A 13470-nucleotide genomic window follows, 5' to 3' on the forward strand; every position below is an offset into this window, starting at 1 on the left:
GGCGGCGGACCGGCCCGAGTCCGAGCGCGTTACGCTCTGTCTCAGCCGCGGGGCTTTCCGGCCCGGCGGCATACAGTCGTTTGTCCGCGAGTTCAAGAAAGGTCGAGCCCGATGACGCAGCGTGGTCGCGCCGGCGCCCGGCCTGGACAGCGTCCGGGTGGCCGTCGCCGCACCGAGGACGAGGAGTCCCGGGTCCCGGCCGCTCCCCGCATCGACCTGACCGCCGCCCGGGCCCGCGTCCGCGCGGTGATCGAGCCGGTCGTGTCCGAGGCGGGTTACGACCTCGAAGACGTGTCGGTCTCCCGGGCCGGCCGCCGCCACGTGGTGCGCGTGCTGGTCGACACCGACGGCGGCATCAGCCTCGACGACGTGGCGATCGTCTCGCGGGCCATCTCGACCGCCCTCGACGCGTCCGAAGAGGGCGGGGCCGAGGTGCTGGCCGGGGAGTACCAGCTCGAGGTGGGCTCGCCCGGGGTCGACCGGCCACTGACCGAGCCCCGGCACTGGCGGCGCAACAAGGGCCGGCTGGTCGCGGTCAACGGACTGACCGGCCGCATCACCGGCGCCGACGACGAGGGCATCGTGCTCGACGTCGACGGCACGCCCCGCGAGCTGACCTTCGGTGAGCTCGGGCCGGGCAAGGTGCAGATCGAGTTCAAGCGACTGGACGAGGCCGACTTCGGCGACGAAGACGACGACGAAGATGACGAGGACGAAGGGGAGGGCGAGGAATGAACATCGACCTCGCGGCGCTGCGCGCCCTGGAGCGCGAGCGGGAGATCCCGTTCGACACGATTCTGGCCGCCATCGAGACGGCCCTGCTGACCGCCTACCGGCACACGGAGGGCGCGCAGAGTCACGCCCGGGTCGAGATCGACCGCAAGACCGGTGTCGCCTCGGTGCTGGCGCAGGAGCTCGACGACGACGGCACGGTGGTGCGTGAGGTCGACGACACCCCGCACGACTTCGGCCGCATCGCCGCCATGACGGCCAAGCAGGTCATCCTCCAGCGGCTGCGCGAGGCCACCGACGAGCAGCACTTCGGTGAGTACGCGGGCCGCGACGGCGACCTGGTCACCGGCATCGTGCAGGCCGACGCGGCCCGGGCCGAGAAGGGCATCGTGATCGTCGACCTCGGCAAGATCGAGGCGGTGCTCCCGCAGTCCGAGCAGGTGCCCGGCGAGTCGTACGAGCACGGGTCGCGCCTCCGGGCCATCGTGGTGCACGTGGCCAAGGGCTTCCGCGGCCCGCAGGTCACCCTCTCGCGGTCGCACCCGGCCCTGGTCAAGAAGCTGTTCGCGCTCGAGGTGCCGGAGATCGCCGACGGCGTCGTCGAGATCGCGGCGATCGCGCGTGAGTCAGGTCACCGCACCAAGATCGCGGTGCATTCGACCGTGCCGGGCGTCAACGCCAAGGGTGCGTGCATCGGCCCGATGGGTCAGCGGGTCCGGGCCGTGATGAGCGAGCTGCACGGCGAGAAGATCGACATCATCGACTGGTCGGAGGATCCGGCCCAGTTCGTCGGCAACGCCCTCTCGCCGGCAAAAGCCCTGCGTGTCGACGTGGTCGACGCGGCCACCCGGACGGCCCGGGTCACTGTGCCCGATTTCCAGTTGTCCCTGGCGATCGGCCGGGAGGGGCAGAACGCGCGGCTCGCGGCCCGTCTCACCGGGTGGCGGATCGACATCCGGCCGGACAACGAACCCGCACCTCAGGCGCCCTCGGAACGTGATGCGGCCGAGGCCGGTAGCTGACCGGATACGCACCCGGGACGTACGAGGAGTAGACTTTCACATGGTCGGCCCGACGCGAACCTGTGTCGGCTGTCGCAAGCGCGCGCCGGCCATCGAGTTGATTCGGTTCGTCGCGGCCGGCTCCGGGGATGATCTCCGGCTCCAGCCCGATCCGAACCGCAGACTGCCGGGCCGGGGAGCGCATCTGCATCCCGATCCGGCTTGCTTCGCGCTGGCGGAGCGGCGCCGCGCCTTCGGGCGGGCGCTGCGTCTCACCGGTGTTGCTGACACCGGTTTGCTGGCCGAGCACATCCGGACGGCCTCGCCGTCCGGAACGACCGATGATGTGGCCATGGTGGCTACGTCACGACCCAGCAAGGTAGGACGACCAAGATGAGCACACGATGAAGTCCCTGAAATGAACAGGCTTCTAGTGCACGAGTGAGGTCGTTGCGGGTGCGCTCGCACGACCTCGAAGTGAGGAGTGCAGTGCCAGGAAAGGCCCGCGTACACGAGCTCGCGAAGGAGCTCGGGGTCGACAGCAAGACCGTTCTCGCCAAGCTCAAGGAGATGGGCGAGTTCGTCAAATCCGCGTCCAGCACGGTCGAGGCCCCGGTGGCCCGGCGACTGCGTGGCGCCCTCGAGGCAGGTTCCGCTCCGGCGGCCTCCGCTCCGGCGGCTCCGAGCGCAGCCGCGCCCACCTCCGCCCGTCCGGCTCCGCCCGCCGCGCGGCCCCAGCCGCCGCGCCGGCCCAACGCCCCGGCCGCGGGTGCGCCCACCAGCGCCCCCACGTCCCCGGCGCCGTCGCCCGGTTCTTTCGCGCGTCCCAAGCCGCCGGCCGGCCGTCCGGGCCCCACGCCCGGTCCGGTCGCCAAGCCGGCGAGCGCCCACGACATCGAGGTCGCGGCGGCCGAGGCTCGTGCCTCGGCGCTCAAGGCCGAGCAGGAGGCCGCGGTCAAGGCCGCACAGGCCGCCCGCACGCGTGACGCCGAGCGTCGCGCTCAGCAGCCGCCGTCCGACGGTGGCTCGCGTCCCCGCCCGGGCCCCGGCTCGGTCCCGCCGCGCCCGGGTTCGCCCGCGGCCCGGCCGGCCGCTCCCGGTGGTGCGCCCGGTGGCCCGCGTCCCGGCCCCGCCGGTGGTGCTCCGCGGCCGCCGCAGCGTGGTCCCGGCAACAACCCGTTCGGAGTGTCCGGTGGTGCGGGGTCCCGGCCCACGCCCAGCGCGATGCCCCGGCCCAACCAGCCCGGCATGCCGCCGCGGCCGAGCCCGGCGTCGATGCCGCCGCGGCCCAGCCCCGCGTCCATGCCGGCGCAGCGCCCGGCCGGTCCCGGCCGTGGCGGTCCCGGCGGCGGCGCCGGTCGTCCCGGTGGTCCCGGCGGCGGCCGTGGCGGTCCCGGTGGCGGCGGTGGCGGCTTCCGTCCCGGCGGTGGCGCCGGCGGCGGTGGCGGTGGCTACCGTGGCGGTCCCGGTGGTGGCGGCGGCGGTGGCGGTGGCTACCGCGGTGGCCCCGGTGGTGGCGGCGGTGGCGGTGGCTACCGTGGCGGCCCCGGTGGTGGCGGCGGTGCTCCGGCCGGTGCCGGTGCTCCCGGTCGTCCCGGTGGTGGCGGTCGCGGTCGTGGCGGCGGTGCCGCGGGTGCCTTCGGGCGTCCGGGTGGCCGGCCGACCCGTGGCCGCAAGTCGAAGAAGCAGCGGCGTCAAGAGTTCGACAACCTGTCGGCTCCGCAGATGTCGTCGGGTGCTCCGCGCGGTCAGGGTCAAGAGATCCGGCTCTCCCGCGGCGCGTCGCTCTCCGACTTCGCCGACAAGATCAACGCGAACCCCGGTTCGCTGGTCCAGGAGATGTTCAACCTGGGTGAGATGGTGACGGCGACCCAGTCCGTCTCCGACGACACCCTGCTGCTGCTGGGCGAGCACCTGGGCTTCGACGTGCAGATCGTCAGCCCCGAGGACGAGGACCGTGAGCTGCTCGCGCAGTTCAACATCGACCTCGACGCCGAGGTGGCCGAGGACCGTCTGGTCACGCGGCCGCCGGTCGTGACCGTCATGGGTCACGTCGACCACGGTAAGACGAAGCTGCTCGACGCGATCCGCAAGACCAACGTGGTCGCCGGCGAGGCGGGTGGCATCACCCAGCACATCGGCGCCTACCAGGTCCACTACGAGCACAACGAAGAGGAACGGGCGATCACCTTCCTCGACACCCCGGGTCACGAGGCGTTCACCGCCATGCGTGCCCGTGGTGCCCAGGTGACCGACATCGTGATCCTGGTCGTGGCGGCCGACGACGGCGTCATGCCCCAGACCGTCGAGGCGTTGAACCACGCCAAGGCGGCCGAGGTGCCGATCGTGGTCGCGGTCAACAAGGTCGACAAGCCCGACGCCAACCCCGAGAAGGTTCGTCAGCAGCTGGCCGACTACGGCCTGCTCGCCGAGGAGTACGGCGGCGACACGATGTTCGTGAACGTGGCCGCCAAGCCCGGGATCGGCATCGACGAGCTGCTCGAGGCCGTCCTGCTCACCGCCGACGCGTCGCTGGAGCTGACCGCTCCGGTCGACGGGGCGGCCCAGGGCGCGGTCGTGGAGTCGCACCTCGACAAGGGTCGTGGTGCGGTGGCGACGGTGCTGGTGCAGAAGGGCACGCTGCGGGCCGGCGACTCGATCGTGGCGGGCGGCGCGCACGGCCGCGTCCGCGCCATGCTCGACGAGAACGGCAACCAGGTCGCCGAGGCTCTGCCGGCTCGTCCGGTGCTGGTCCTCGGTCTCACCTCGGTGCCGGGCGCGGGCGACACCTTCCTGGCCGGTGAGGACGACCGCACCGTTCGGCAGATCGCCGAGCAGCGGCAGGCCCGCCGCCGGGCGGCCAGCTTCGCCAACTCGCGGTCCAAGGCGACTCTCGAGACGCTCATGGAGCAGCTCAAGGAGGGCGAGAAGACCTCGCTCACCCTGGTCATCAAGGGCGACTCGTCCGGTTCGGTCGAGGCCCTCGAGGACGCGCTGTTCAAGATCGAGATTCCGGACGAGATCCAGCTCAAGGTCATCCACCGCGGCGTCGGTGCGATCACCGAGAGCGACGTGAACCTGGCGTCGGCTTCCTCGGAGGCCACCGCCACGATCATCGGCTTCAACGTCCGGGCCTCGAACAAGGTCAAGGAGATGGCCGACCGGGCCAACGTGGAGATCCGCTACTACAGCGTGATCTACCAGGCCATCGAGGAGATCGAGGCCGCCCTCAAGGGCCTGCTCAAGCCGGAGTACGAGGAGGTCGAGCTGGGCACCGCGGAGATCCGCGAGGTCTTCCGCTCGTCCAAGATCGGTCTCATCGCCGGCTGTCTGGTCCGCACCGGTCTGCTGCGCCGCAACGCCAAGGCCCGGATCATCCGGGACGGCAAGGTCGAGGCGGACAACGTCACGATCAGCTCGCTGCGCCGTTTCAAGGACGACGCCACCGAGGTCCGCGAGGGCTTCGAGTGTGGTCTGACGCTGAGCGGTTTCGGCAGCCCGCAGGTCGGCGACATCATCGAGACCTTCGAGATGCGCGAGAAGCCGCGCGCATAACGAGGTTCAACTCGTAGGCAAGGCCCCCAGTGCTCCGGCGCTGGGGGCCTTGTTGTCCAATGGCTGCCATGTCCCGGTACGCCCTCTTGCTCGCGCCGTCCGCCAATCGTGTCTACGCCGATCAGGCTCCTCAGCTCGCCACCGCCGAACTGGCCGGGTTCGCCCCGGTGCTCAGCGCGGGTCTGGACGACATCGAGGTGGTCACTCTCGGGGGCGTGGAATACCTGGCGTTCACCGGTGAGCTGACCGCCCGCGACATCGCCTACCTGTCGAACATGTCGTCGGCGTACGCGCTCTTCGAGCGTACGGGGGAAGAGCTTCTGAGGCCGTTGACCCTCACCCCGCTGGCCCGGTACGACAGTGATCTGATCACCATCCCGAAGTACGCCGGGAAGACCAACGAGCAGTTCACCAAGCTCGTGCTCAACCTCACGCTGCTCGCCTCGGGGTCGGCCGGCCGGATGCTCGACGGCGGCCTCACCGTGCTCGACCCGCTGTGCGGGCGGGGCACCACGCTCAACCAGGCGCTGATGTACGGCTACGACGGCATCGGCATCGAGATGGACGGCAAGGACGTGGAGGCGTACAAGCTGTTCCTCCAGACCTGGCTCAAGCGCAAGCGTCTCAAGCACACCGCCGACCTGGTTCCCGTACGCCGTCAGGGCCGGCGGGCCGCGCGCCGCCTCGAGGTGACGCTCGCCGCCAGCAAGGACGACCACAAGGCGGGGGCGGTGCAGAAACTCGTCGTCCTGCAGGCCGACACCACCCAGCTCGAGGGACTGCTGCGCGGCGGGGTGGCCGACGTGCTGGTGGCCGACCTGCCCTACGGGGTGGCGCACGGCTCCTACGACGACGAGGGTGGCCTCTCGCGGCGCCCGCTCGACCTGCTGGAGCGCGCGGTGCCGCAGTGGCTGCCGTTGCTGCGTCCGGGCGCGGCGATCGGGCTCTCGTGGAACACCAAGGTGGCCAAGCGTGAGCTGGCCGAGGACATCCTGCTCGCGCACGGGCTCGAGCTCGTGCCCCAGCGGCCCCTCGCGCACCGCGTGGACCAGGGCATCGAGCGGGACGTGCTGATCGCCCGCCTCTAATAGGGCCGCGGATTGTCGTACCCGGGCAGTAATCTTCGCGCTGATGTATACGGAGACAGCAGTGATCGACCTGCTTCTGCCCGGCGACTCACGCTCGCTCAAGCAGAAGCGTTCCTACGTCCGCCCGATCCTCGCGATGCTGAAGAAATACGAGGTCAGCGCAGCCGAGGTGGGCTTTCACGACCTGCACGGGCGGGCCCGGATCGGGGTGGCGGTGGTGGCCGCCGAGCCGGCTCAGGCCCGGGCCGTGATCGACACGTGCGAAAACCAGGTGGCCGGTCGTCCCGAGGTCGAGGTGCTCTCGGTCAAGCGGCGGCTCTACGGCGAGGATGACGACTGACTCTGCAAGTTCGGCCGGCCCGCGTCGTGGGTAGGCTTCAGCAGTTGGGCGGGGGCTTCACAGACCCGCGGGATCACAGTCGGAGGTGGGCGATTATGTCGGACCCGGCCAAGACGCGTCGGCATGCGGAACGCGTACGGGAACTGGTGGCATCGCTGGTACGTGAGATCAAGGATCCCCGGCTCGGCATGGTGACGATCACGGATGCGCGGATCACCGGCGATCTGCGCGAGGCGACGGTCTTCTACACGGTGCTCGGCGATCCGACCGAGCAGGCGGCGACCAAGGCGGCTCTCGAGAGCGCCAAGGGCATGCTGCGCACCCGGGTCGGTCACGCCCTGGGTCTGCGGCACTCGCCGAGCCTGGCCTTCTCACAGGACAACGTGCAGGACCACGCCAAGGAGATGGAAGACCTCCTGGCCGAGGCGCGGCAGCGCGACCAGGAAGTGCAGCGGCTGGCCGCCGGCAAGCAGTACGCGGGCGACCCCGACCCGTACAAGAGCGAGGAAGAAGACTCCTCCGAGCGGGTGGGTGCCGGCGAGGAACAAGGGTGACCTCGTCCTCCGTGATGCGGCCCGGCATCTCGACGCAGAGTTGGGATGCCGCGGTCGCGGCGGTCCGGGCGACCCCACCCGATGCCGAGGTGCAGCTCGTCTGTCACGTCAACCCCGACGGTGACGCGCTCGGCAGCATGCTCGGCTTCGCTTTGGGCCTGCGCCGGCTGGGCTTCACCCGGCTGAGTGCGACGTTCGCGGGCGAGTTCGACGTCCCCGAGCCCTACCGGGTGTTGCCCGGCATCGACCTGCTCGTGCCGTCGTCGTCCGCGTTCACCGCGCCCGCCCTCGTGCTGATCTTCGACGTGGCCGGGGAGTCCCGCCTGGGCGAGCTGGTGCGCCTGCTCGACGGTGACGCGCCCGTGGTCGTGCTCGACCATCACGCGTCCAACACCGGCTTCGGCACGGTCGGCCTGGTCGACCCGGCCGCCGTGGCCACCTCGGTGGTGGCCGAAGAGCTGCTCGCACGGCTGGGCGTCGAGCTCGACGCCGAGATCGCCGAGTGCCTCTACGTGGCCCTGGCCACCGACACCGGCTCGTTCAAGTTCGTCCGGTCGCCGTCGGTGCACGAGCTGGCGGCCCGGTTGATCGCCACTGGCATCAGCCCCGGTGACATCGCCCGCCGCATCTTCGACACCCGGCCGTTCGGGGCCATGAAGCTGGCCGGCGAGGTGCTGGGCCGGGCCGTGCTCGATCCGGCCGCGGCCGGTGGGCGGGGCATGGTCTGGACCTACGCGACCACGGCCGACCTGGAACGGCACGACCAGCGGCCCTACGTGCTCGACTCGCTGATCGACCCGGTGCGCGGGGTGGCCGAGGCCGACGTGGCCGTGGTGGTCAAGGAACAGCTGCCCGGCGAGTGGTCCGTGTCACTCCGATCCAAGGGTGCGGTCGACGTGAGCGCGGTTGCGGTGGCCCTCGGCGGCGGGGGCCATCGACTGGCGGCGGGCTTTACGGCGTACGGAAGCCCCTCCGAGGTGATCGAGCAGATCCGGCCGTTACTCGACGCTCACCTGGCCTGATCCGTTTCTTGAGGCGCGTGGCTTCGGCCACGCGCCTTTGTCGTGCGCGCGGTAAGTGACTGTCGGGTATCAGAATCGTGTCTCGGTTGATGGGATCCGCGCTCCAACCGGCGGACCTGAACGATAGTTTGGTCCCTGAACGGTGATTTGGTTTCCCGGGTTCACCCATCCGGGTCGTGTCACCCCAGCGCCAAGCGCCCGGCGATCCCGGGCCGGCCCTCTCGCAGAGCGCGTGTTCGCGCGCTCACACCCGCCGTGGAGGGACCACGATCATGGCTGCCAAGCCCAAGCCCCAGAGCACCGACGAAGCCCGTGAGGCCGCGCGCCGCGCGCTGCAGACCTCGATGGACACGCGTCAGTAAGCTCTCAGTTTATTTACAGTCCTTACAGCGGGGCGGCATGATGGCTCAACATGAGTCCGCCGCCCGCCGTCTCCACCCGGCGCATCGCCCAGCTGGCGCTGCCCGCACTGGTCGTGCTGGCCGCCGAGCCGCTCTATGTGCTGGTCGACACCGCCGTGGTGGGCCATCTGGGCCCGATCCCGCTCGCCGCCGTCGCGGTCAGCGGATCGGTCATGTCGCTGGCCGCCTGGCTCGGCGCACTCATGGCCTACGGCACGACCGGGCGGGCTGCCCGCCGCTTCGGCGCCGGTGACCGGGCCGCGGCCGTCGCCGAGGGCGTTCAGGCCTCATGGCTCGCGCTGACCGTCGGCGTCCTGCTGGCGCTGCTGGCCCAGCCCTTCGCCGGCCCGCTGGCCCACGCCCTGGCCGGTGACGCCGCCACCGCCGACGCCGCCGCGGGCTGGCTGCGGGTCGCCGTGCTCGGCGCGCCCGGCCTGCTGCTCGCCGCGGCCGGCAACGGCTGGATGCGCGGCGTGCAGGACACCCGCCGCCCGCTGATCTTCGTGCTCGGCGCCAACGTCCTGTCGGCGATCCTCTGCCCGCTGCTCGTCTATCCGGTCGGCTGGGGGCTGACCGGCTCGGCCGTCGCCAACGTGGTCGCCCAGACCGTCTCCGGCGGCTTCTTCCTGCACGCCCTGGTCCGCGAGACGCGGCAGCTCCGGCCCAGCCCGCAGATCATCGGCCAGCAACTGCGCCTCGGCCGCGACCTGCTGATCCGCGGCGGCGCGTTCCAGGCCTGCTTCCTGTCGGCGACCGCGGTGGCCAGCCGGTTCGGCGTCGAGTCGGTCGGCGCCCACCAGATCGCCCTCCAGCTGTGGTTTTTCAGCGCCCTCGCCCTCGACGCGGTCGCCATCGCGGCCCAATCGCTGGTCGGCGCCGCCCTGGGTTCCGGCAGCGCGGCCGACGCGCAGGCCGTGGCCCGCAAGGTGACCATCGCGGGTGGCATCGCCGGCGTGATCTTCGCGCTGTTCGTGCTGGTGGGCAGCGGCTCGATCGCGGGCTGGTTCACGCCCGACGCCGGGGTGTACGCCCAAGCGGCGATCATCTGGCCGTGGTTCATCGGCCTGCTGCCGTTCGCCGGAGTCGTCTACGCGCTCGACGGCGTGCTGATCGGGGCGGGTGACATCCGGTTCCTGCGCAACATCACCCTGGCCGCCGCGCTGCTCGGTTTCCTGCCGGCGATCTGGGTCGCCTACTTCTTCGACCTCGGGCTGGGCGGCATCTGGGCCGGGCTGGCCCTGCTGATCCTGATCCGCTTCGTCACGACCGTGTGGCGCTGGAGGTCGGGGCGCTGGGCGGTTCTGGGTGCTTCTAGGGTGGTGCCGTGAATGCGGACGGACTCATCGTGGTGGACAAGCCGGCGGGGATGACCTCGCACGACGTGGTGGCGCGGATCCGCCGGCTGGCCAAGACCCGGCGTGTCGGCCACGGCGGCACGCTCGACCCGATGGCCACCGGCGTGCTCATCATCGGCGTCAACAAGGCGACGCGCCTGCTCACGTACGTGATCGGTTCGGGCAAGAGCTACACCGGAACGATCCGCCTGGGTGTCTCCACGATCACCGACGACGCCGAGGGCGAGATCACCGCATCGACGCCGGCCGCACACGTCACCGACGACGAGATCCGCTCCCAGTTGGCCACGCAGACCGGCGAGATCGACCAGGTTCCCAGCGCCGTGAGCGCCATCAAGATCAATGGCGAGCGCGCGTACAAGCGGGTCCGCGAGGGCGAGGAGGTGTCCATCCCCGCCCGCCGGGTGACCATCTCGCGCCTCGAGGTGCTGGACATCCGCCGTGACGCCGACGTGATCGACATCGACATCGACGTGACCTGCTCGTCCGGCACGTACATCCGGGCCATCGCCCGCGACCTCGGGACGGCGCTGGGCGTCGGTGGACACTTGACCGCCCTCCGCCGTACGGCTGTCGGTGGCCTGGCCCTCTCCGAAGCGCGCACCCTGGCGCAGTTGGAAGAGGTGGCCCCCGACGTGGTCACGCTGCCGATGGCCGCGGCGGCCCGCCAGGCCTTCCCCGCGCGCGAGGCGACCTCCGAGGAGGCCCGCGTGCTCAGTCACGGCGGCCCGCTGGCCACCGTCGGCATCGACGGTCCGTACGCCGTCTTCGGCCCGTCCGGTGACCTGCTGGCCATCGTCTCCGAGCGTGAGGGCCGGGCCCGGGCCGAGATCGTCCTCGCCGCGGCCTAGGACCAGTCGGGTTTGCCGCCGGCCGCGTTCGAGGTCACCTCTGGCCCGATCAGCAGGAAAGTTGCCTCGTCACCTTCGACCCGGGGACAGTGCTCGACACCTCGCGGGATGACCAGCAGGTCGCCCGGAAGCAGTCGGACGTCACCGTCGCGCAGCTGGATCGTCAGCTCTCCCGAGAGCAGCAGGAGCGTCTCGTCCTGGTCGTCGTGCGAGTGCCAGTTCGTCGACCGGGTTCCCTTGGCCACCTTGAACAGGTTGCCGTTGGCCGAGGCGAGCACTCGCTGGGACCAGAACTCGGTGAGAGCGGCCGCCTCACCGGCCACCGCATGTTTCGTGAGCATGCTGCGATCATGCGGCGCCCGCGCGCGACCCGGCACTGGTAGGAATGACCAATGCCGCAAGGATCCTCACATCGGGTCGTCCTGGTCGTCGACGAACAGTCCAACCCGTTCGAGGTCGGCTGTGCCTGCGAGATCTTCGGCGGCCCGTTCGGCCTGTACGACCTGCGAGTGGCCGCGCCCCGGGCCTCCGTACCCATGCGGGACTCCCTGTTCAGCATCGGCGCGGCCGGACGCCTCGACGAGATCGACCACGCCGACACGGTGATCGTGCCGAACCGCCCGTACGTGGATACGCCGACCCGTCCCGCCCTGCTCGAAGCCCTGCGCCGGGCCCACGCGCGGGGTGCCCGCCTGGTCGGCCTGTGCACGGGCGCCTACACGCTGGCCGAAGCCGGCCTGCTCGACGGGCGCCGGGCCACGGTGCACTGGGACCTGGCCGACGAGTTCCGGCGACGCTTCCCCGCCGTACGCCTGGAACCCGACGTCCTCTACGTCGACGACGGCGACCTGCTCACCTCGGCCGGCAGCGCCGCAGCCCTCGACCTGGGCCTGCACATCGTCCGGCGCGACCACGGCGCCGAGATCGCCAACCACGTCAGCCGTCGCCTGGTCTTCGCTGCCTACCGCGACGGTGGCCAGCGCCAGTTCATCGAGCGCCCGATGCCCGCGGCCACCGACCAGTCCCTGGGTCCGGTGCTGGCCTGGGCCCAGCAGCACCTGGACGAGCCGCTCACGGTCGCCGACCTGGCCCGCCGCAGTGGCATGAGCGCCGGCAGCCTGCACCGCCGTTTCCGGGCCGAGCTCGGCACCACGCCGCTGGCCTGGCTCACCACCGAGCGGGTCACGCTGGCCTGCCGCCTGATCGAACAGGGCCCCCACGGCCTCGACGCCGTCGCGCGGCTCGCCGGCCTGGGTACCGGAGCCAATTTGAGGTCTGTGTTCAAGCGCCACATGGGCGTGGCCCCAGCCGAATACCGCCGCCGGTTCGCGGAGACGTCTTGAGCCCCCGGGCATGCGGCTGTGGACGAAGCCGATCCCGCCTGTGGACAAGTGCGCCCCTCCGGCTTGACACGGCGTAGGGTCCCCGCCGACTCCCAGGGCGGGTGGGGGAGGCGGTGGCTGCTCAGTAAAACGGCGAAACGCCACAAAACGGCGGAGCGGACCGGGCTATACGCTGTGCGGGGAGTGCAGGCTGACCGGAGGCGCGAGACATGCAGCGGTGGCGGGGATTCGAAGCCGTGCCTGGGGGATGGGGGCGGTCGGTCGTCACGATCGGGGTCTTCGACGGGGTGCACCGCGGCCACCAGGCGATCATCGGGCACGCCGTTAAGCGGGCCCGTGACCTGGGGCTTCAGTGTGTGGTGGTGACCTTTGACCCGCATCCGGCCGAGGTGGTGCGGCCGGGATCACATCCGGCGGTGCTGACCGAGCCGGTTCGCAAGGCTGAGCTGATGGAGCAACTCGGGGTCGACGCGCTCTGCGTGGTTCCTTTCACGCCCGCGTTTTCGCAGCTCAGCCCGGATGCGTTCGTCCACGACGTGCTGGTCGAAGCATTGCACGCGGCGGTCGTGGTGGTGGGGGACAACTTCCGGTTCGGGCACAAGGCGGCCGGCGACGTCGAGTTGCTGGAGCGGCTGGGGGTGTCGTTCGGCTTCACGGTCGAAGACGCGCCTCTGGTCACCGAGGATGGTCTTGTCTTCTCGTCGACCTACATCCGCAGCTGTGTCGACGCGGGGGACGTGCGGGCGGCCGCGGCGGCGCTCGGGCGTCCGCACCGGCTGGCCGGCGTGGTCGTGCGGGGCGATCAGCGGGGGCGGGAGATCGGCTTCCCGACCGCCAACCTGATGGTGCACCGCTATGCCGCGGTGCCGGCCGACGGCGTCTATGCCGCGTGGCTGATCCGCGGTGGCGAGCACGCCGCACGCCTGCCCGCGAGCGTGTCGATCGGCACCAACCCCACCTTTTCCGGGCGGGAGCGCCGGGTCGAGGCGTACGTGCTCGACTTCGACGGTGATCTCTACGGCGAGCGGGTGAGCCTCGATTTCGTCGCCCACCTGCGCGAACAGCGGACGTACGACGGCATCGAGCCGTTGGTCGCCCAGATCAACATCGACGTCCAAGAGACCCGCGCGCTGCTTCGTTAACAGGCTGGTAGCCTTGAGCCTGACGTCGGATGTCCGACGACCGGTCCCGCCTGCCTGCCCGACGCCGCGGGTCGCGGGGTAACCGC

At 71.0% G+C, this 13470-nt stretch carries 13 protein-coding genes; 12 read left to right on the forward strand and 1 reads right to left on the reverse strand.

Annotated features, from left to right (window positions below):
* The first annotated feature begins 111 nt into the window (after positions 1-111).
* The 10 genes from rimP to truB all read left to right on the forward strand — a co-directional run bounded on the left by rimP (position 112) and on the right by truB (position 10899).
* The gene (gene rimP, locus KOI35_RS01845) at positions 112-735 is read left to right on the forward strand and encodes a ribosome maturation factor RimP (RefSeq protein ID WP_215784217.1); all 624 of its coding nucleotides are present in this window, start codon (positions 112-114) and stop codon (positions 733-735) included.
* Complete coding sequence (nusA, locus tag KOI35_RS01850; protein WP_215784218.1) at positions 732-1754, forward strand: transcription termination factor NusA; 1023 nt, start codon at positions 732-734, stop codon at positions 1752-1754. The genes rimP and nusA overlap by 4 nt, the downstream gene beginning before the upstream one ends.
* 40 nt (positions 1755-1794) lie before the next feature.
* Positions 1795-2130, forward strand: coding sequence for a YlxR family protein (locus tag KOI35_RS01855; protein WP_215784219.1), 336 nt, complete (start codon positions 1795-1797; stop codon positions 2128-2130).
* A 92-nt stretch (positions 2131-2222) separates the two neighbouring features.
* Positions 2223-5288 carry a translation initiation factor IF-2 gene (gene infB, locus KOI35_RS01860; protein WP_215784220.1) on the forward strand — a complete coding sequence of 1022 codons (3066 nt, stop codon included), beginning with the start codon at positions 2223-2225 and terminating at the stop codon, positions 5286-5288.
* 68 nt (positions 5289-5356) lie between these two features.
* Entirely contained in the window at positions 5357-6376 is a 1020-nt protein-coding gene (locus KOI35_RS01865; protein ID WP_215784221.1) for a TRM11 family SAM-dependent methyltransferase, read from the forward strand.
* A 43-nt stretch (positions 6377-6419) separates the two neighbouring features.
* On the forward strand, positions 6420-6716 hold the full coding sequence (locus tag KOI35_RS01870; protein WP_215784222.1) for a DUF503 domain-containing protein: 297 nt from the start codon (positions 6420-6422) through the stop codon (positions 6714-6716).
* A gap of 95 nt (positions 6717-6811) precedes the next feature.
* The gene (gene rbfA / locus KOI35_RS01875; RefSeq protein ID WP_215784223.1) at positions 6812-7270 is read left to right on the forward strand and encodes a 30S ribosome-binding factor RbfA; all 459 of its coding nucleotides are present in this window, start codon (positions 6812-6814) and stop codon (positions 7268-7270) included.
* A gap of 14 nt (positions 7271-7284) precedes the next feature.
* Positions 7285-8292: a DHH family phosphoesterase gene (locus tag KOI35_RS01880; protein ID WP_215784746.1), complete on the forward strand. Its 1008-nt coding sequence runs from the start codon at positions 7285-7287 to the stop codon at positions 8290-8292.
* 412 nt (positions 8293-8704) lie between these two features.
* Positions 8705-10021: an MATE family efflux transporter gene (locus tag KOI35_RS01885; RefSeq protein ID WP_215784224.1), complete on the forward strand. Its 1317-nt coding sequence runs from the start codon at positions 8705-8707 to the stop codon at positions 10019-10021.
* Positions 10018-10899, forward strand: coding sequence for a tRNA pseudouridine(55) synthase TruB (gene truB / locus KOI35_RS01890; RefSeq protein WP_215784225.1), 882 nt, complete (start codon positions 10018-10020; stop codon positions 10897-10899). The genes KOI35_RS01885 and truB overlap by 4 nt, the downstream gene beginning before the upstream one ends.
* Here truB and KOI35_RS01895 read toward each other — a convergent pair.
* Positions 10896-11240, reverse strand: a complete 345-nt coding sequence (locus KOI35_RS01895; protein WP_215784226.1) for a cupin domain-containing protein — start codon at positions 11238-11240, stop codon at positions 10896-10898. The genes truB and KOI35_RS01895 overlap by 4 nt on opposite strands.
* A gap of 51 nt (positions 11241-11291) precedes the next feature.
* Here KOI35_RS01895 and KOI35_RS01900 point away from each other — a divergent pair, with 51 nt between their 5' ends.
* A complete protein-coding gene (locus tag KOI35_RS01900) occupies positions 11292-12242 on the forward strand; it encodes a GlxA family transcriptional regulator (RefSeq protein ID WP_215784227.1) in 951 nt (316 codons plus the stop codon).
* Between the two features lie 209 nt (positions 12243-12451).
* The gene (locus KOI35_RS01905) at positions 12452-13384 is read left to right on the forward strand and encodes a bifunctional riboflavin kinase/FAD synthetase (RefSeq protein WP_215784228.1); all 933 of its coding nucleotides are present in this window, start codon (positions 12452-12454) and stop codon (positions 13382-13384) included.
* Positions 13385-13470: the final 86 nt, after the last annotated feature.

Origin of the sequence: Paractinoplanes bogorensis, from assembly GCF_018829635.1 — a bacterium.
Classification (GTDB): domain Bacteria; phylum Actinomycetota; class Actinomycetes; order Mycobacteriales; family Micromonosporaceae; genus Actinoplanes; species Actinoplanes bogorensis.